15 protein-coding genes are annotated in these 17,728 nt (G+C 65.8%); 3 read left to right on the top strand and 12 right to left on the bottom strand.

Annotated features, from left to right (window positions below; genetic code table 11):
• Nucleotides 1–80: 80 nt before the first annotated feature.
• Complete coding sequence (locus VVR41_RS03530) at nt 81–1,370, bottom strand: adenylosuccinate synthase (RefSeq protein ID WP_368523619.1); 1,290 nt, start codon at nt 1,368–1,370, stop codon at nt 81–83.
• A gap of 50 nt (nt 1,371–1,420) precedes the next feature.
• Between VVR41_RS03530 and VVR41_RS03525 the strand changes: the two genes are divergently transcribed.
• Together VVR41_RS03525 and VVR41_RS03520 are read left to right on the top strand one after the other, a co-directional pair.
• Complete coding sequence (locus VVR41_RS03525; protein ID WP_368523618.1) at nt 1,421–2,368, top strand: hypothetical protein; 948 nt, start codon at nt 1,421–1,423, stop codon at nt 2,366–2,368.
• 317 nt (nt 2,369–2,685) lie between these two features.
• Nucleotides 2,686–3,468: a DUF2382 domain-containing protein gene (locus VVR41_RS03520; protein ID WP_368523617.1), complete on the top strand. Its 783-nt coding sequence runs from the start codon at nt 2,686–2,688 to the stop codon at nt 3,466–3,468.
• A gap of 109 nt (nt 3,469–3,577) precedes the next feature.
• Here VVR41_RS03520 and VVR41_RS03515 read toward each other — a convergent pair whose 3' ends face one another.
• The 11 genes from VVR41_RS03515 to VVR41_RS03465 all read right to left on the bottom strand — a co-directional run bounded on the left by VVR41_RS03515 (nt 3,578) and on the right by VVR41_RS03465 (nt 16,586).
• A complete protein-coding gene (locus tag VVR41_RS03515) occupies nt 3,578–4,750 on the bottom strand; it encodes an FUSC family protein (RefSeq protein ID WP_321100819.1) in 1,173 nt (390 codons plus the stop codon).
• A 75-nt stretch (nt 4,751–4,825) separates the two neighbouring features.
• The gene (fbaA, locus tag VVR41_RS03510; protein ID WP_368523616.1) at nt 4,826–5,860 is read right to left on the bottom strand and encodes a class II fructose-bisphosphate aldolase; all 1,035 of its coding nucleotides are present in this window, start codon (nt 5,858–5,860) and stop codon (nt 4,826–4,828) included.
• Between the two features lie 51 nt (nt 5,861–5,911).
• Nucleotides 5,912–7,111, bottom strand: a complete 1,200-nt coding sequence (locus tag VVR41_RS03505; RefSeq protein ID WP_368523615.1) for a glycoside hydrolase family 76 protein — start codon at nt 7,109–7,111, stop codon at nt 5,912–5,914.
• A gap of 44 nt (nt 7,112–7,155) precedes the next feature.
• Entirely contained in the window at nt 7,156–7,833 is a 678-nt protein-coding gene (locus VVR41_RS03500) for a TrmH family RNA methyltransferase (RefSeq protein WP_368523614.1), read from the bottom strand.
• Entirely contained in the window at nt 7,817–8,368 is a 552-nt protein-coding gene (gene pyrE / locus VVR41_RS03495; protein WP_368523613.1) for an orotate phosphoribosyltransferase, read from the bottom strand. The genes VVR41_RS03500 and pyrE overlap by 17 nt, the downstream gene beginning before the upstream one ends.
• Nucleotides 8,369–8,426: 58 nt before the next feature.
• Entirely contained in the window at nt 8,427–9,617 is a 1,191-nt protein-coding gene (locus VVR41_RS03490; protein WP_368523612.1) for a glucose-1-phosphate adenylyltransferase family protein, read from the bottom strand.
• Between the two features lie 55 nt (nt 9,618–9,672).
• Nucleotides 9,673–11,019: a hypothetical protein gene (locus VVR41_RS03485; RefSeq protein WP_368523611.1), complete on the bottom strand. Its 1,347-nt coding sequence runs from the start codon at nt 11,017–11,019 to the stop codon at nt 9,673–9,675.
• 27 nt (nt 11,020–11,046) lie between these two features.
• The gene (locus VVR41_RS03480) at nt 11,047–11,889 is read right to left on the bottom strand and encodes a sulfurtransferase (RefSeq protein WP_368523610.1); all 843 of its coding nucleotides are present in this window, start codon (nt 11,887–11,889) and stop codon (nt 11,047–11,049) included.
• Nucleotides 11,890–11,930: 41 nt separating this feature from the next.
• Nucleotides 11,931–12,344 (bottom strand): DUF4265 domain-containing protein, encoded by a 414-nt coding sequence (locus VVR41_RS03475; RefSeq protein WP_321102678.1) that lies wholly within the window; start codon nt 12,342–12,344, stop codon nt 11,931–11,933.
• Between the two features lie 108 nt (nt 12,345–12,452).
• Nucleotides 12,453–15,008 (bottom strand): ATP-dependent chaperone ClpB, encoded by a 2,556-nt coding sequence (gene clpB / locus VVR41_RS03470; RefSeq protein ID WP_368523609.1) that lies wholly within the window; start codon nt 15,006–15,008, stop codon nt 12,453–12,455.
• A 189-nt stretch (nt 15,009–15,197) separates the two neighbouring features.
• The gene (locus tag VVR41_RS03465) at nt 15,198–16,586 is read right to left on the bottom strand and encodes a sodium/glutamate symporter (protein WP_368523608.1); all 1,389 of its coding nucleotides are present in this window, start codon (nt 16,584–16,586) and stop codon (nt 15,198–15,200) included.
• An 86-nt stretch (nt 16,587–16,672) separates the two neighbouring features.
• Between VVR41_RS03465 and VVR41_RS03460 the strand changes: the two genes are divergently transcribed.
• Nucleotides 16,673–17,719, top strand: a complete 1,047-nt coding sequence (locus tag VVR41_RS03460; RefSeq protein ID WP_368523607.1) for a hypothetical protein — start codon at nt 16,673–16,675, stop codon at nt 17,717–17,719.
• Nucleotides 17,720–17,728: the final 9 nt, after the last annotated feature.

The following is a 17,728-nucleotide window of genomic DNA, read 5'->3' as shown; positions in this document are numbered from 1 at the left end:
AAAATTCCCACACACCCTAACCCAGCGCGGGCAGCGGGACGAAAGTGGCGCCTGGGCCCATGCGCTAACTAGACAGTTGTCTAGCGTGCCATGACGTCGTTGCGCACGATCGTCTGGTCGCGGCCCGGGCCCACACCGATGTAGCTCATCGGCGCGCCCGAGAGCTCCTCGAGGCGCAGGACGTAGTCCTTCGCGCGCTGTGGCAGGTCGTCGAAGTCGGTGACACCGGTGATGTCTTCCTCCCACGCCGGCATCGTCTCAAAGATCGGCTCGGCGTGGTGGAACTCGGACTGGGTCAGCGGCATCTCGTCGTGGCGGGTGCCGTCAACGTCATACGCCACGCAGATCGGGATCTCGCCGATGCCGGTGAGCACGTCGAGCTTGGTTAGGAAGTAGTCGGTGAAGCCGTTGACGCGGGAGGCGTAGCGCGCGATAACGGAGTCGTACCAGCCGCAGCGGCGCTTGCGCCCGGTGTTCACGCCGATCTCGCCGCCGACCTCCTGGAGGTAGTCGCCCCACTTGTCAAAGAGCTCCGTCGGGAAGGGACCGGCACCGACGCGGGTGGTGTAGGCCTTGATGATGCCCAGGCTCGCGGTAATGCGGGTCGGGCCGATGCCGGCGCCGATGCAGGCGCCGCCCGCGGTCGGGTTCGAGGAGGTGACGAACGGGTAGGTGCCGTGGTCGACGTCGAGCATGGTGGCCTGACCGCCCTCCATGAGCACGTGCTTGCCGGCGTCGAGAGCCGTGTTGAGCGTGTACTCGGCGTCGATGACCATCGGCTTGAGGCGCTCGGCGTAGCCCATGAAGTAGTCCATGGTCTCGTCGACGGTGATAGCCCTGCGGTTGTACATCTTCACCAGCATCTGGTTCTTCACATCGAGGGCGGACTCGATCTTTTGGCGCAGGATCGACTCGTCGAAGATGTCCTGGACGCGCAGGCCCACGCGCGCAACCTTGTCGGCGTAGGTCGGGCCGATGCCGCGGCCGGTGGTGCCAATGGCGCGCTTGCCCAGGAAGCGTTCCTGCACCTTATCCAGGGTCTGGTGGTAGGGCGCGACCATGTGGGCGTTGCCGGAGATGCGCAGGCGCGAGGCGTTCGCACCGCGAGCCTCGAGGCCGTCGATTTCCTCGAACAGGGCCTGCAGGTTAACCACCACGCCGTTGCCGAGGATCGGGGTGGCGTTCTCACTGAGCACGCCGGCGGGCAGGAGCTTCAGCTCGTACTTCTCCCCGCCCACGACGACGGTGTGACCGGCATTGTTTCCGCCGTTGGGCTTGACTACGTAGTCGACCTTGCCGCCGAGGATATCCGTGGCTTTGCCCTTGCCTTCATCGCCCCACTGGGCGCCGACGATGACGATGGCGGACATATCTTCTCCTTATATAGGCAGTATCGAGGGCCTATTGTAGCGTGATCGCCATGCGCCTCATTCACTGCGCGTGCGCATCGCCATTGCTTATCGACGCCGCCGTAAACACCCATCTCCCCGCCATCCCGTCGCGGGCCGATCTGCGCTTCCTTGACGAGGTCGCCCGGGAGGTCCTTCCCGTTGACCCGACGCCGTCTCTCGACGAGATTGCGGCTTCGCCCGAGGTCGCCCATCTCGGCGAGCCCACCTTCGCCCCGCAGCAGCCCACTGAGCGCCTGCGCGTGGTCGTCTCCGGCAGCGACGCGGCACTGAGCGCCGTGCTATCCCGCATGATGCGCGCCGACTACCTGTGGGCGGAGGTGGCATATATCCCGAGTGATCCGACCTCGGAGGCCGCTGCGGTGTGGGGTGTGGCGGGGCTGTCGCAGGCAGACGCGCTGGCGGCCGCGCTCGAAGCGCCGGTGGCGCCCTCGCCGTGCATCCGCACCGATCGCTCCGAGGTCGTCGCAGGCTCGGCAACGCTGTCCCATATAGAGGCGGCCGAGGAGTTTGTCGGCGAGATCGTCGTCGACTCCGACGTCCTGCTCTACCGCGACGGGTCGGCACCGTCAGCGTCGTTCCACGGGATGTTCGGCGCCAAGCTCGTGCCCATGAATACCGCCCCTGGCATCGCGGCGACGCGTTTGGTCACGCCGCTCGGTGGCGCGCGCACCAGCATGGAGGCTGGAGTTGGCACTGGAACTGGCGGGAAGTCCCCCGCCGAGCTCGAGCGCCTCGCCGGTCTTCCCCTGGGCAGGTGGTGGACCCGCAACGCGACGGTCGCGCCCGCACTGACGGACTCGCACGTTGTGACGGGCCGCGCCGTGCAGTCCGGTGGCGTGGATATCCGGGTGAGCATCGACGGTGTGGCCCGGCCGCGGCCGGTCGATCGGGTGACCTTTTACCGTCACTTGCGCGACCTGCAGAGCGTGAAAGTGGGCGTCGACAAGCAAGTGTGATTCAAATCACATTTGTGACATATGGGCCAAATGTGAATACATTTAGCGGTCACGTCCACTGACGCCATGTTGTACAGATACGCATAACACCCTGGAAACCGCAGGTCACCGCCTGCCGGACGTGAATGGTACCGAAAGTGACGTAAGGGTTTCACTAACTATTCGGTAACAACCGAAAGTTGAGCACACGTCCATGCGAGGGCCCGGAAATCTCCATACGTTGGGTGTCGTTCCCACGAACCGCGGGTCAGTGACCGACACGGTGAGACCGACACGGTCACCACGATCCGCGCCACTACTTAACAAGGAGAATGAACATGGCTGACTACAACCGCATCGAAGACCTTGCCCGCGCTACCGCTTTCGACGTTGATGGCGACAAGATTGGTTCCGTCAAGGACGTCTACGTCAACGACACCACCGGCCAGCCGGACTTCGTATCCGTTAACCACGGTCTCTTCGGTGGCGGCGACTCCATCGTTCCGCTTCGCGGCCACACCCTGCGCGACGGTGACCTGCACCTCGCTTTCCGGAAGGACCGCATCGAGGACGCTCCGAACCTTGATGAGAACGGCCACCTGACCAACGAGGACCAGGAGGCGTTCTACCGCCACTACGCACTCGAGGGCACCCAGGACGTCACCACCTACGAGACCGGCCGCGGGTTCGCAGCCGCACCGGCTGACCGCGATGTTGCAGACCACAACGTCGACAACGACGCTGTCGTCCGCTCCGAGGAGCAGCTCCACGTTGGCAAGGAGCGCGTCGAGACCGGCCAGGTCCGCCTGCGCAAGTACGTCGTCACCGAGACCGAGACCGTTGAGGTTCCGGTTGAGCGTGAAGAGGTCCGCGTGACCCGCGAGCCGATCACCGAGGCTGACCGCGCCAACTTCACCGGCGACCTGGGCAACGACGAGGCGTCCGTCACCCTCCACGAAGAGCGCGTGAACGTGACCAAGGAGTCCGTGCCGGTTGAGCGCGTCTCCCTCGACACCCAGACCGTCCGCGGCACCGAGACCGTCACCGAGAACGTTGCCAAGGAGCGCATCGAGACCGAGGGCGACGTCGTCGAGGGCCGCCCGAACACCGACCTGCGCTAAGAGCACCTAAGCCGGGCCCGTTAAGGGCCTGGCACAGGTCGACACACCTCGCCCCCAGGGTTCTTCGGAACCGCTGGGGGCTTCGTGCTGTCCGGGTGACGGTACTGCGCTACTCGCCGCGGTAGACCTCGGGCGGGTAGCCCGGCGTCGATGAGGTCGGCACGAGCACGGCCACCGCGGACTCGTAGGACATGCCGCAGACCTGGAGCAGGTCCACGATCAGCGATCGCGTCTGCGCCAGGATCGCGTACTCGGACAGCACCGGGTTGTCACTGATGACGTCCATGCCCGCCTCCGCACCGAGGACACGCAGCTCATGCACCACAGCAGGAATAACGCTGGCCTGCTCACGGCCCGGCCTGCCCTCGTAGACCGCGGAGATATCCAGGCAGATCTTCGCCAGCCGGTCCAGGAGGTCCAGCTGTTTTTCGGTCACATGATCGTTGTCGTCGCACAGCACGCTCGCGCGCCGCGCCAGCACGCGCGTGGTGCGCACCGCGATGTCCGTCGGGGGAAGCACGCGGCTTAGCGACGCCACATAGCGCCGCGCCCCCCACAGCAGCGGCGACATGTTCGCCGACTCCTTGCCCGAGCGGATCGCGGTGCTCACCAGGTCGATGTCGGCCTGGCTCTCGCGGATCGCTTTGAGCGCCTGCATGATGGACTCCCCGTCGGAGGCGCGCAGGCCCTTCGCCACGTCGTCGAGCACCGAGGACATCAACTCCATCACGTGGGCGATCTCCGTGCGCGCCCGGGCCAGCGGCAGCGGCGGCAACAATGCGAGGGTGAGCATGGCGACGGTGGCGCCCACGATGGCGTCGATAGTTCTGTCGACCCCGGTCACCGAGGCGCCCGGCGGCATGATCGTGGCGACCAGGATCGAACCAATCGCGACCTGGTTGCTCACCAGCTGGGACTTGGAGAAGAACGACGCGACCACCAGCGAGCCCGCCACAATGACGGCGATCTGCCACCCGCCCTGACCCAGGTGGACAAACAACAAGTCCCCCAGCAGCACGCCGAGAGTGCAGCCGAGCGACATGTCGAAGGCCCGCTTGAGCCGCTCCCCGCCCGTCATGGTGACGATGATGACCACCGCCATAGGCGCAAAGAACGGCTGCTCGTGCCCGAAGACTCTTTGCGCGATCCAGAACGCCACGCCTGCGGCAATGGCAATACGCATGATCGTGAGCATCCGGTTGCGCACGCGCTTGGTACGCGCGTGAATCGACGTGTCAATCTTTTGCAGGCGCTGCCGCGTCCCCATCCGTTGCTTGGCCATGCAGCCCAGACTAGCGGGCAGCGCACGCGAAACGCCCCACCGGCACAGAACCGATAGGGCGCAAAAAGCGGGGGTTTACTTGTTCACAGAGGTGCCCACGGAGTGCAGATCCTGGCACGCCTCGATCACACGCTCGGCCATGGACTGCTCGGCCTTCTTCATGTAAGAGCGCGGGTCGTAGGCCTTCTTGTTGCCCACCTCGCCGTCGACCTTGAGCACGCCGTCGTAGTTCTCAAACATGTGCGCGGCCACCGGGCGGGTAAACGCGTACTGGGTGTCGGTGTCCACGTTCATCTTGATCACGCCGTAGCGCAGGGACTCCTCGATCTTCTCCTTCTCCGAGCCGGAGCCGCCGTGGAAAACGAAGTCGAACGGCTTGGCACCGTCCTCCAGGCCGAGCTTCGCCACGGCCGCCTCCTGGCCCATGGCCAGAACCTCGGGGCGCAGCTTCACGTTGCCCGGCTTGTACACGCCGTGGACGTTGCCGAAGGTCGCGGCCAGCAGGTAGCGGCCGTTCTCCCCGGTACCAAGGGCGTCGATCGTCTTCTCAAAGTCCTCGCGGGTGGTGTACAGGTTGGCGCCCGCCTTGGCCTCAACACCGTCTTCCTCACCACCGACAACACCGATCTCAACCTCGAGGATGATGCTGGCGTTGCGTGCCTTCTGCAGAAGCTCCTGGGCGATCTCGAGGTTTTCGTCGATAGGCACGGCGGAGCCGTCCCACATGTGGGACTGGAACAAGGGAAGCTCGCCGTTGTCCACGCGCTCCTGGGAGATCGCGATCAGCGGGCGGACGTAGCTGTCCAGGACTTCCTTCTGGCAGTGGTCGGTGTGCAGCGCGATGTTGATGTCGTAGTGCTTCGCCACCTCGTGAGCAAACGCAGCCAGGGCGCTCGCACCCACCACCTTGTTCTTCACCGCCTGGCCGGAAGCGAACTCCGCACCACCGATGGAGAACTGAATAATGCCGTCCGACTCCGCCTCCGCGAAGCCCTTGATGGCCGCGTTGATGGTCTCCGACGACGTGCAGTTGATCGCCGGGAAGGCGAAGCCTCCCTGCTTGGCGCGATCCAGCATCGCGTTGTAGACCTCGGGAGTAGCAATGGGCATGGTGGTAAACCTCCGGTTGAGAACGCTCGGTACGCCCCCAGTATGCCCCTTTTACTCAGCCCTTGCAGCCGCCACCCGCGCCGCCGCCTCCAGCAGCATCCACCCGGAGAGCTGCACCGACAGGTCCCGCTCGTCAATGCGCACCAGGCCGACGGCCTCGCTTATCGACGACGGCCCCAACCCATAATTGTGCGGCAAACGCGCATCCTCGGTCCACTCCGACGGGAAGATCGGCAGCCCGTCGACCTCAAGGCGGTGCTCCCACATCGACTCCGCAGAGGCGAGAACCATGCGCTCGGCGAGCTTTTTGGTCTCGATGTTCTCCCTGCTATCTTCCGGCAGCCGCACCGCAACATCGGCGAGGTAGCGCACCAAGATGCCCTGGAACAACCCGCCGTCACCGTCACGCGTTTCCTCAGGCGGGCACACGATAACCCCGCGCGGAGAGGCCAGATGCCGGGAAATCGCTCTAACGAGGGAGCGGATGTGGGTTATGTAAAACACCGAGGCGTCGGCGCGCTCGGAGTGGTCAAACGAATCGATCGGTTCGTCGCTGGCAAGCCCGACGTCGTGACGCAACGAAAGGGCGATCTCAAGGCTCGCGCCAAGCACCGTGCCCTGGTTGTAGGTGTAGATCTTCTCCACCACCTCAGGACCATGCATGCGCTTGCGCTCGCCGTCCTGGACGAGACCGTTGTCAGCCATGAGGTTGTCGTAGATCCAGTCCACGATCTCGCGGGCCTTGTCGAAGCGCCCGGTACGCGCAAACAGGATCGCCGCCGGAGCATTCGACGGCACGTTGTAAAACGTCTCATTGCGACGCCACGGCAACACCCCCGTCGTCGGATCGATGCCGGCGAGGATATCGAACTCGAGCTCGGTCTGCTGCTTCGTCTGCTCGAAACCCTCCAGCGCGTTCGCCCGGTTCCACGCCAGCGCCAGCCACGCCTTGTCGTCGTAGTAGCGGTTCGCGGTGAGCTTGCCCCGGCTGCGGATGGAAATGCCGCGCAGCGTGTGGCAAATCCGGCGGCGGCGCAGCTTGGTGGAGCGGCGGCAGGCTGCGTCGATAAGGCAATCGAGGTAGTGCGCCTGCCACCAGTAGTGCCAGTGCACAAACATGGTCTCGCGCCAGCTCGGTGGCCACGCCACTGCGGCGAGGTTCGTGCGCGGGATGCCCCACAGCTTCATCGCGTGGCGCTCCTGAATGGCCGCTTCCGCGAGATCAGCGCGGTGTGACCAGGTTTCGGGCACGGGCTACTTCCTCTCCATAGGACGGTGTTGTTTATATATTGCCACTACTGCCAGGAACGTTTCAGGTCTGCATGCTGCCTGATCCATGCGTGCATCGCAATACCGGCTGCCACCCCCGCGTTGATCGAACGCGTCGACCCAAACTGCGCGATCGAGCAGGTCATCGCCGCGCCCGCGTCAGCCTCCGGGGTAATACCGGGGCCTTCCTGTCCGAACAGGAGCAGGCAGTTGTGCGGCAGCTGCGCCGTCTCCAAGGGCACCGAGCCGGGAGTGTTGTCGATAGCCACGACCTCGAGGTCGTTCTCCGCCGCCCAGGAAAGCAGATCCGCCACCGTCGCGTGGTGCATGAGGCGCTGATAGCGGTCGGTGACCATCGCGCCGCGTCGGTTCCAGCGGCGCCGACCGACAATGTGCACAGTGTCGACCGCGAACGCGTTGGCTGTGCGGACCACAGTGCCGATGTTGGCGTCGTTTTCGAAGTTCTCGATCGCAATGTGCAGCGCGTGCCGGCGCGTGTCGATGTCGCGGATAATCGCCTCGCGGGTCAGATAGCGGTACGCGTCGACGACGTTTCGCCGGTCCCCCTCCGCCAGCAACTGCGGGTCGTAACGCTCGTCTGTGGGCAGCGGCCCCTCCCACGGCCCCACACCGTGGCGGCCCTCACCCCACTCGGTGGGGCCGGGCTGCGCGCCAGCCCTCGAGTCCCTAGAGTCCGAGGTCATCGAGGCCGAGCAGGTAGCGGTACTCCAGGCCCTCGGCGCGGATGACCTCATCGGCACCGGTGGCACGGTCGACCACGGTGGCGACACCGACGACCTCCGCACCGACTTCGCGCAACGCGGCAACGGCAGTCAGCGGGGAATTGCCGGTGGTGGTGGTGTCCTCGACGACGAGGACCTTCTTGCCCACGACGTCCGGACCCTCAATGCGGCGCTGCATGCCGTGCTTCTTGGCTTCCTTGCGCACTACAAAGGCGTCAATGTCACGCCCGTCGGCGTGCATGATGGAGGTCGCAACCGGGTCGGCGCCCAGCGTCAGGCCACCGACGGCCACATAGTCCCAGTCAGAGGTGAGCTGGCGCAGCAGCGTTCCGATGAGCCGCGACGCCTCGTGGTGCAGGGTCGCGCGGCGCAGATCCACGTAGTAGTCGGCTTCCCTGCCGGAGGACAGCGTCACCTTTCCGTGGACGACGGCGAGCTCCTTGACCAGTTCCGCCAGCTGGGACAGCTGTGCGGAATCGACGTCGGTGCGGCTCATGGGGGTCTCCTTTTACTCGCGAGTTTCGAACGTCCTCGACTTTAGTCCCAGTCGCGCGCTAGGGATTCTTCGTGGCAATGTCGTGGGTCAGTGAGTCGCCCTCGTCGCTGCGCGCAGCGACAAGCACCGTGATGTTGCCCGGGCCTGGCTTCGTCTGTCCGACGTTTTCGGCGGGGATGTCGGCGCAGTGGTCGGCGATGACCGATTCCAAGTGCGCTCCGGCAGGCACGGTGACATCCCCGATGAGTACGCTGCGGCTCACCGTTGCACCATTGGCCACGGTCACGCCGGGACCAATCAGTGAGTGCTCGACAGCACCCGCGACCTCAGCGCCCGGGCAAACCAGCGAGTCCGTGATGTCGGCGGACTCCGCGATACGCGCAGGCGCCGACGTGGACAGGTTGCTCAGCACGGGCCAGTCCGCCCGGTGCAGATCCAGGCCGGTGCCCTCCACCAAATCCATGTGCGCGCGGTAGTACGCATCAATGGTGCCCAGGTCGCGCCAGTAGCCGTCCATGCGGTACTCGTGAACCGTGCCGGAGCCAACCATGTGCGGAATCAGGGTGTCGCCGTAATCACCGAGATCAGCGCCGTCGGCGCCGTCCGGCACGAGCTCGTCGCAAGCGCGTCGCAGTGCCGCGACGTCGAAGACGAAGACCTCCGTCGCCACGACGTCGGTAGCCGGGTCCTTGGGCTTGTAGTCATAGGCGCTAACCGTGTCGCCCTCGGAGGTGACAACCCCGTAGCGCGTCACGTCTTCGTCGAGCTGCGAGGTGACAATTGTCAGATCACTACCCTTTTCCACGTGCTGCTCGATAACAGGACGCAGGTCCAGCTGGTAGAGGTGATCCGCGCTGAGCACCACCAAGGTGCTGGCACCGAATTCCTCGACCGCCTCGAGCTGCTGGTACAGGGCATGGCCATTGCCCTCGGAGAACCCGTCCTCGGTGTCACCCTGGCCTGGCGGGAGGATGCGCAGGCCGTCGCGCGTGCCGTCGAGATCCCACGGACGACCACCCGCCAAGTGGCGGTTGAGCAGACCCGGGCGGTACTGCTCCGCGATCCAGACGTGGCGCAGGCCCGAGTGGGCGAGGTTGGACAAGGTGACGTCGATAAGCCGGTAGCTCCCGGCAAGTGGCACTGCGGGCTTGGGGCGGGCGTCGGTAAGCGGGGAAAGTCTGCTGCCCCGGCCGCCTGCGAGGATGAGGGCGACAACGTCATTGGTCATGCTGTAGGAAATTTTGGTCATGCTGACCATTTTATCGGCGCGCGGAGTACCGCGTCCGGCCTCGCGTGGGCGGAAGTTAGTCGCCGAAGATCGACGGCGGCGTCTGGTCACGACGCACCCGGGTCAGGTCAGAGACGGAGTCAGGCCGGGTCGTCCCGTCCGCGATGGGCTCAACCTCGTCGCCGCCGATCGCGCGGTGGTCGATGACGCCGCGCACCGTGCCGGTCGTGCGCGTAGGCAGCTCAACAGGCTCGTCCGGACGCTGCACCAGCGGCGTGGATTCCTCCGGAGTGTCCTCGTCCGAACCGGGCTCAATCGCCTCACCCATTTCGCGCGTTGGGTACTCGGGCTCGATGGTGTTCCACGTGCGCGGCGGGAGCACACGGGCCGCATCCGCGAGGAGCGCGAGCGGGGCGAGCATGTCGTCCCACTCCTCCGGCGCGGTGCCGTGCTCGGCCTGGGCGAGCACCCACTCGGACTCAAACCACACCGCGCTCACGCTCTGAGGGAACTGCTCGAGTGCCGTGGTGACGCGCACGTCAATGAAACGAGCGACGGGACCTGCGTCGGTGGCGTGGACCGTGAATGGTCCAATCTGCGCAACCTCCACAAGATCCCCGGACGGGTCCGCGTAGAAACCGTCGCGGCGCAAGTCGACGAAGATGTCGCTGACCTCACCGGTGCGCATGGCGATGACGGTCACCCCACCCATGTCCATAAGGAAGGTCTCGTGGCCGTAAGCAGACCCAGACACGACATCCTTCGCCGCAGCTCCCGAGGCGGCGGCACCACGGGACCACTCGCCGGTGAGGAACTCGTCCTGCTTGGCAAAGTCGAACCCGTGACGCTGTGCCCACGCACGGCGCTCCCGGCGCGACGACCCCGGCAGCTGCAGGCCGGAGCGGCGGTGCGGGCGCGTCGGTGTGCGGGGGGCAGTAGGGATCTCCGTGATCTCGGTTGGATCAGCGAGCTCAGTGGGCTCGGTGGGCTCGGGGTTGTCGGTGGGCTCGGGGTTGTCGGTGGCCTCGGGGTTGTCGGTGGCCTCGGGGGCTTGAGCAACCACCGGCTCTGTGGGCTCTGCGACCAGCCCTGCGGGCTGTGCTGGTTCTTCCTCGGCGGCTGGCTCGGTGGGCTCTGTGGGCTCTGTGGGGGCCGGCTCTTCGACGAACTCTACGTCGATCGCCTCCGGCTCGTTGCTCAATTCGCTCAGGTCCAGCTTCGTGCTGCCCTGTGCTGGAGGCGGAGCTGGAGCCGGAGCTGGAGCCGGGGCCGTGTGAGCGTCGGGCTCAGTGCCGACCTCGGAGCCGCGGCCGATCGGGGTCGGCTGATCGCCGCGAGTGGTGCGCTCGCGGGAGTCGGAAATCAGCAGCGCGCCCGCTGCTGCAAGGGCGATAACGCCGAGCAGGATAAGTAGGTAGGCCATCGCGGTTCAGTCTAATTGGCGCAGCGCTTAGAGGTCATTCGCGACAGGATTCGCACGGTCCCCGCTCCACTGGGACCAGCCCCCGACGTAGTGCGTCACCACCGGCAGGCCGGCGTGCTCCATCGCGGCGAGCAGCAGCGCGGAGTGGTTACCGGAGCCGGAGTACGCGATCACCTCTGCCGGGTCGGTGTTGTGGGTGACACCGAGGCTGAACAGGCGGTCGCGGATCTCGTCGGTGTCACGCACCATCCGGGTTTCGTCATGGAACAGCTCATAAACCGGCAGGTTTACCGCGCCCGGAATGTGGCCGGCTTTCAGGTCGAAGATTTCGCGGCGGCCGCTGAAGCGGTTGGCCCCGCGGGCGTCGATAAGCAAGCCCTCGTGCTGCTTGACCGCCTCGATGTCTGCGACCGGCAGTGCCCCCGGGGAGACCTCGACGTCGGCGAAGACGGAGATGTTGCCCGGCCCCGCGACTGTTTCGAAGCCGCGGGTGGCCCAGGCAGTGAAGCCGCCATCGACAATGTGGACATCGGTGACACCGAGCCACCGCAGAATCCACCACGTGCGCGCGGCGAAAAGGCCGGAGCCGGTGTCGTAGATGAAGGTGGGATGCCCCTGCTCGATGCCCCACTCGCGCACGGCCTTGCGCAACTGCTCCACTGGCGGCAGCGGGTTGCGGCCTGTCTGTCGGCTGGGCAGATCCGCCAGCGTGGTCGACGGATCACAAAACTGCGCCGTGGGGATGTGCTGGGACTGGAACTTCGACCACGCCACGCCCGCCGCCGGCTCCCACAGCGCAGCGATGATGGCCTGACTGCGGCCCGTGTGGATGCGTTCGCGCAGCTCTTCGGCGGAGACGAAAACGTTCATACCGCCAAGTGTAGGGACAAGTGCCGGGATGGGCGCGCCCGTTAAGCTGTGTAGCCGGGCGCGAGCTGGATGACGCCCTCGTCCTCCAACCCGTCGAGCCACTCCGTAATGCCCTCGCGCGGACAGTCAGCGCCGATGCTGGCTGCGATCATCCCGCCCGGGCCCATTTCGACCCGGCAACCGAACGCCAGAAGTGTCTCCGCGATATCGTTCGGGTGCTCTTCGTTGGGCAGGATGCGCACTGTCGACGCCCCGCCGCGGACAATGACCCGATCGACGTGAAAATGCCTGTTCACCAGGACGCATTCAACGATGTCGCCCAAGGCCAACGTCGTATCCACGAACGGCACACTCGCCACCACAAACTTGTTATCCCCCACCTGGTGCGCCGCCAAGTGCTCGTTTTCAATACCGGGAACGGCAACACGGGTGATGATCGTCGTTGTCGGCTGCATGCCTCGTACCTTAGCCCGTGGGGTGCGCAAACGGGGAAGCCGAGCGCAGAAGAACGTGGGGAGCGGCAGTGCCGTCCCCACGTTCATCTCACCTTCGGGTAGTGCGAGTTACGCCGCGTCGACGCTCAGGGCCTCGCCGCCCTCGGCGACGTCGACATTGACCGTGTCGCCGTCGCGGATGTAACCGGCCAGCAACTCCTTGGCCAGGCGATCGCCGATGGCTTGCTGGATCAGGCGGCGCAGCGGACGCGCACCGTAGGCCGGGTCGTAACCGCGCTCGCCCAGCCAGGCCTTCGCCGCATCCGAGACGTGCAGCGTGAGCCTGCGGCCGGCAAGACGCTCGGCCAGCTGGTTGAGCTGGATGTCCACGATGCCCACGAGCTGCTCGCTGCTGAGCGACTCGAAGACGACCACGTCGTCGAGGCGGTTGACAAACTCCGGCTTGAAGTGGGTCTTGACCGCCTCCATGATCTGGTCGCGGCTGCCACCGGCGCCCAGGTTCGAGGTCAGGATCACCACGGTGTTGCGGAAGTCCACCGTGCGGCCCTGGCCGTCAGTCAGACGGCCCTCATCGAGCACCTGGAGCAGGACATCGAAGATGTCCGGGTGGGCCTTCTCCACCTCGTCGAAAAGCACGAGCGAGTACGGGCGACGGCGCACGGCCTCGGTGAGCTGGCCGCCGGCGTCGTAGCCGACGTATCCGGGAGGAGCACCGACGAGTCGGGCCACCGAGTGCTTCTCGCCGTACTCCGACATGTCGATGCGGATCATGGCGGACTCGTCGTCGAAGAGGAACTCCGAGAGCGCCTTGGCCAGCTCCGTCTTGCCCACACCGGTCGGGCCGAGGAAGAGGAAGGAACCGATCGGGCGGTTCGGGTCGGCGATGCCTGCCCGCGAGCGGCGCACCGCGTCGGAGACCGCGGTAACCGCCTCGGACTGGCCGATGACACGCTGGCCCAGGACAGACTCCATGGCGAGCAGCTTCTCCGTCTCACCCTGCATCATCTTGCCGGCCGGGATACCCGTCCAGCTGGAGACGACCTCGGCGATGACGTCGGGCGTGACCTCCTCGGTGAGCATCGTGCGGCTCGTCGCCTGCGCCTGCGACTCGGCCTCGGCAACCTCCTGCTCCAACTCCGGGATGCGCCCGTAGCGCAGCTCGGAGACCTTAGCGTAGTCGCCCTCACGTTCAGCGATCTCGGACTCGTTACGCAGCTGCTCGAGCTCCTCCTTCGCGCGCTGGACGCGGTCGATCTCAGACTTCTCGTTGGCCCAGCGCGCCTTCATCTCGCCGAGCTTCTCGCGCTGGTCGGCGAGCTCCTGGCGCAGGGCGCTCAGGCGGTCCTGGGACGCGGCGTCCGATTCCTTCTGCAGGGCGATCTCCTCGATTTCGAGGCGGCGCACCACGCGCTCGAGCTCGTCGATCTCCTGCGGCGAGGAGTCGATCTCCATGCGCAGGCGCGAGCCGGCCTCGTCGACCAAGTCGATCGCCTTGTCCGGCAGGAAGCGGTTGGTGATGTAGCGGTTCGACAACTCCGCGGCAGCGACCAGGGCAGAGTCCTGGATGCGCACGCCGTGGTGCACCTCGTAGCGCTCCTTGAGTCCGCGCAGGATGCCGATGGTGTCCTCCACCGTCGGCTCGCCGACGTACACCTGCTGGAAGCGGCGCTCGAGCGCGGCGTCCTTCTCGATGTACTGGCGGTACTCGTCAAGTGTGGTTGCGCCGACGAGGCGCAGCTCACCGCGGGCGAGCATGGGCTTAATCATGTTGCCCGCGTCCATCGCGCCCTCACCGGTGGCACCGGCGCCGACGATGGTGTGGAGCTCGTCGATGAAGGTGATGATCTCGCCCTCAGACGACTTGATCTCGTCCAACACGGCCTTGAGGCGCTCCTCGAACTCGCCGCGGTACTTCGCGCCCGCGACCATGGAACCGAGGTCGAGGGAAATAAGCGTCTTGCCCTTGAGCGACTCCGGGACGTCACCGGCGACGATGCGGCGGGCCAGGCCTTCGACGATCGCGGTCTTGCCCACGCCGGGCTCACCGATGAGCACCGGGTTGTTCTTCGTGCGGCGGCTCAGCACCTGGACCACGCGGCGGATCTCCGAGTCGCGGCCGATCACCGGGTCGATCTTGCCCTCGCGGGCACGTGCGGTCAGGTCCGTGGAGTACTTCTCCAGCGCCTGGAACTGGCCCTCGGGGTCCTGCGAGGTGACCTTCTTGTTGCCGCGTACCGAGGGGAACGCCCCCTTGAGCACGTCGTAAGTCGCGCCGCGCTTCTTCAGAAGCTCAGCGGTCTCATCTGAGCCGCGCGCGATGGCGGCGAGGAGCACCTCGGTGGAGACGTACTCGTCGCCCAGCTCGCTGGCGAGCTCCTGGGCCGTGTTGATCGCGTTGAGCGCGTCGCGGTTAAAAGTGGGGTTGGCCATGTTCTGGCCCTGCGCCTTCGGGTAACCGTCGACGATCTCGCCGGCCTCCGCGGCCACAGTTGCGGGGTCAACGCCGGTCGCCTTAAGCACTGGCGCGGCGATGCCGTCTTCCTGGTTCAGGATTGCTTCAAGCAGGTGCGCCGGACGGATGTCCGGGTTGCCCGCCGCAGAGGCACGCTGCAGAGCCTGCTGGATTGCCTCCTGCGTTTTCGTGGTGGGGTTGAACGATGCCATTGCGGTGCATCCGTCCTTTCTTGCCGATTATTTTTCGTTACGTCAGGTGTAACGCCCCAGAAGTTGAGTCTGTTCCACTCAGCTTCAACTTTTTCTCCCAACCCGATAGAGGCCGGATGAAGGCCGCGCACCACCAGGGTTTAGCGGCCTCCTATCAAGATTTACTCCTCTTCGACGCTAACCCGTCGCTTATGCCTCAGCCTTCGCCTCAGCGCCGGACGACGCCTTCTCGGAGTCCGGCTTGGCCCCCGTACCGTGTTTCTTCGCGGGCACCCACTTGAGCACGAACGCCATGATGAGCACGGCAACTGCGATGCCGAAGGACGCCCACCCGAAGCCCGTCGTAAAGCCAGCGATGACCGCAATCGGCGCGAGGATGGTCATGCCGATCTCGAACGGCGCGAAACCGACGTAGGCGACGCCGTACTCGTTGAGCGTGCCGGACTTCAGCTTCGGGTCGACCATCTTGAGCAGCGCGATACCGGTGGCCACAGCCGCGGTCGCCCAACCCCAGCCGAAGATGCCGCGCTCGAGCCAGTACTCGCCGAAGAACAACGGACCAGCCCACAGCATCCACGCGACACAGAAGATCGTGCCCAGGACGAACATGAGCACCAGGGCCTGCCAGTAGTCGGCCAGCGCCGCCGGGATGATCGAGGCGATACCGAAGGCGATCATGTAGTCGGTCGCCGCGCCCGAGATGGTGGTGACGGTGTCGCGGTCGAGGAACTCCTGGCGCTTGGTCACGCGCAGCAGCATGCGCCCGATCAGGCCCACGACGAAAGCCATGGCGAACAGCGGGATGGACACATTCGGCCACTTGTCGGTGATCAGGTTGTTGAGCAGGTAGGCGACCAGCACGGTGAAGAGGATGAAACCGCCGTGCAGCGCGAGTGGCTCAATCGAGGAGGGGTTGGTCGTGGCCTTGCCGATCGACGGGCGCTCGTCCACGTCTTCGATGTAGCCGGTGCGCAGGTCGTCCGGAAGATCGCCCTGCAGCTGGGTGGCTTTGCCCTTGCGGATGCCGATGTTGGCCGCGATGACGCCACCGACGATGGCCACGAGCGTGCCGACTGTCGCTGCTGTAAACCCGAGCGAGGAGGCCTCCGCGATGCCGATGTCCTCCAGCGAGGACCCCACCGCAGCCGCGGTGCCGAAGCCGCCGACAAAGCCGACGGGCAGCATCATGCCGAACCACGGCTCGGTGCCGAAGACCGGGGCAAACAGGTAGATGCCCAGCAGGATGAAGATGCCCCACTGGCCCATGAACATCGCGGTGGAGTAGCTCCACATGTTGCGCGCGCCCGAAGCGACGGACCCGCCCATCTCCATCGAGTACGCCATCGAGGCGAAGACGACCGCAATCAGCAGGGTCGTGTACGTGCCCACCTGGTCGGACCACCCGATCCAGCCGAGGACCTCGGGGCCCAGGATCAGGCCGATCAGCCCGGCAGTGATCGGGGCGGGCAGCAGCAGCGCCTGGAGCACTTTAAGCCGGTTGCGCAGCGCGTTGCCCACAATGAGCAGGATCGAGATCCACCCGATATCGAGCAGGAGTGAATAGGGGGTGTAATCCATCGGGAATCCTTTTGTCACATGCCGGTAATTCTCCCTCCGACATTAATCGAGGCCCCGCCTTGAATGTGGTTAGTACTCTTGCCCCCATGGGAACACTCACATCCTTGGTCGCCCGCCTCGACGCCGAGGGCGAGGAGTTGCGCGCGAGATTCTTCGCTGAGCTGGTGCGCACCCTCCCGCACGCGCGCGGGGTCTTCCCCGCAGGCGCATCGACGATTGCACCTTCGCTTCTCGACGCCCTCCGGACCCTCCTCGTTTCCCTCCCCGACGCAGGTGTGCCGTTGCCCGACGCAATCATCCACCGCCTGCGCGCCGCGGCGCTCGACATGCGCCGCTTCGGGTTCCCCTCCAGCGCTTACGCGACGTTTGCCGAGGTCCTCAACCGCGTCCTCGACGCGCCCGAGGCCGCCGACGTCATCGACCAGGCGGCGGCGATCATGGCGCACGAAGCGGACGCCGCAGACCAGGCGGGAATCCCGCCGGCCACCGCGGCGCGCATCGCGCATGTGGAAGAGCGCGGCTCAGACGGGCGGATCAAGCTGGTGCGGCTCGAAGCCGGCATTGGTCTGGGCTACCGTCCCGGCCAGTACGTCCCTGTCCTGCCCGCCGGTAGGCAGGGCGCCTGGGTCAACCTCGCGCCCGCGCTACCGGCGAACCCCTTCGGGCAGCTGGAGTTCCACGTCGACGGCGAACTCGATCCGGTGGTGGGCACCTACGTCACGGTGGGCGCCGCGCGCGGTGAAGTGCTCGATGTCCACGCGGGTGAGCGCGTGCTCATCGTCGCCCTCGGCACAGGCGCCGCTGTGGCGAAGGCGCTGGTGTTCGACATTCTCGAGCGCGCTGATGGTGCTGAGAATTCCGCACGACCCGAGATCGATCTGCTCCTGCACGCACCATCCCGGCGCGACCACTACGACGTCGCCACGTTTTCTGCCGTGGCGGAGCTCCACCCGTGGCTGCGCGTCCACCGCGCTCCCCTGGGCGCTACCGTGCCGCCCGAGCTTGTCGACGGCCGCACGGTCATCATCTGCGGTCCTGCCGCACACGCGGAACCGGTGGCGGAGGCGCTGCGCGGTGGGGCGCAGTCACCCGTGCATGTGATCTCGCCGGACGCGCCGCAGCGCTGGCTCTAACGCTGGTAA

Source organism: Corynebacterium sp. LK2510, assembly GCF_040946405.1.
Lineage (GTDB): Bacteria > Actinomycetota > Actinomycetes > Mycobacteriales > Mycobacteriaceae > Corynebacterium.
This window is presented reverse-complemented; position numbering and strand designations above follow the sequence as displayed.

Bases quoted from the DNA above. Each gene is read 5' to 3' on its own strand.
- VVR41_RS03530 (WP_368523619.1), bottom strand. From the start codon at position 1,370: ATGTCCGCCATCGTCATCGTCGGCGCCCAGTGGGGCGATGAAGGCAAG.
- VVR41_RS03525 (WP_368523618.1), top strand. From the start codon at position 1,421: ATGCGCCTCATTCACTGCGCGTGCGCATCGCCATTGCTTATCGACGCC.
- VVR41_RS03520 (WP_368523617.1), top strand. From the start codon at position 2,686: ATGGCTGACTACAACCGCATCGAAGACCTTGCCCGCGCTACCGCTTTC.
- VVR41_RS03515 (WP_321100819.1), bottom strand. From the start codon at position 4,750: ATGGCCAAGCAACGGATGGGGACGCGGCAGCGCCTGCAAAAGATTGAC.
- fbaA (WP_368523616.1), bottom strand. From the start codon at position 5,860: ATGCCCATTGCTACTCCCGAGGTCTACAACGCGATGCTGGATCGCGCC.
- VVR41_RS03500 (WP_368523614.1), bottom strand. From the start codon at position 7,833: ATGACCTCGGACTCTAGGGACTCGAGGGCTGGCGCGCAGCCCGGCCCC.
- pyrE (WP_368523613.1), bottom strand. From the start codon at position 8,368: ATGAGCCGCACCGACGTCGATTCCGCACAGCTGTCCCAGCTGGCGGAA.
- VVR41_RS03490 (WP_368523612.1), bottom strand. From the start codon at position 9,617: ATGACCAAAATTTCCTACAGCATGACCAATGACGTTGTCGCCCTCATC.
- VVR41_RS03485 (WP_368523611.1), bottom strand. From the start codon at position 11,019: ATGGCCTACCTACTTATCCTGCTCGGCGTTATCGCCCTTGCAGCAGCG.
- VVR41_RS03480 (WP_368523610.1), bottom strand. From the start codon at position 11,889: ATGAACGTTTTCGTCTCCGCCGAAGAGCTGCGCGAACGCATCCACACG.
- VVR41_RS03475 (WP_321102678.1), bottom strand. From the start codon at position 12,344: ATGCAGCCGACAACGACGATCATCACCCGTGTTGCCGTTCCCGGTATT.
- clpB (WP_368523609.1), bottom strand. From the start codon at position 15,008: ATGGCATCGTTCAACCCCACCACGAAAACGCAGGAGGCAATCCAGCAG.
- VVR41_RS03465 (WP_368523608.1), bottom strand. From the start codon at position 16,586: ATGGATTACACCCCCTATTCACTCCTGCTCGATATCGGGTGGATCTCG.
- VVR41_RS03460 (WP_368523607.1), top strand. From the start codon at position 16,673: ATGGGAACACTCACATCCTTGGTCGCCCGCCTCGACGCCGAGGGCGAG.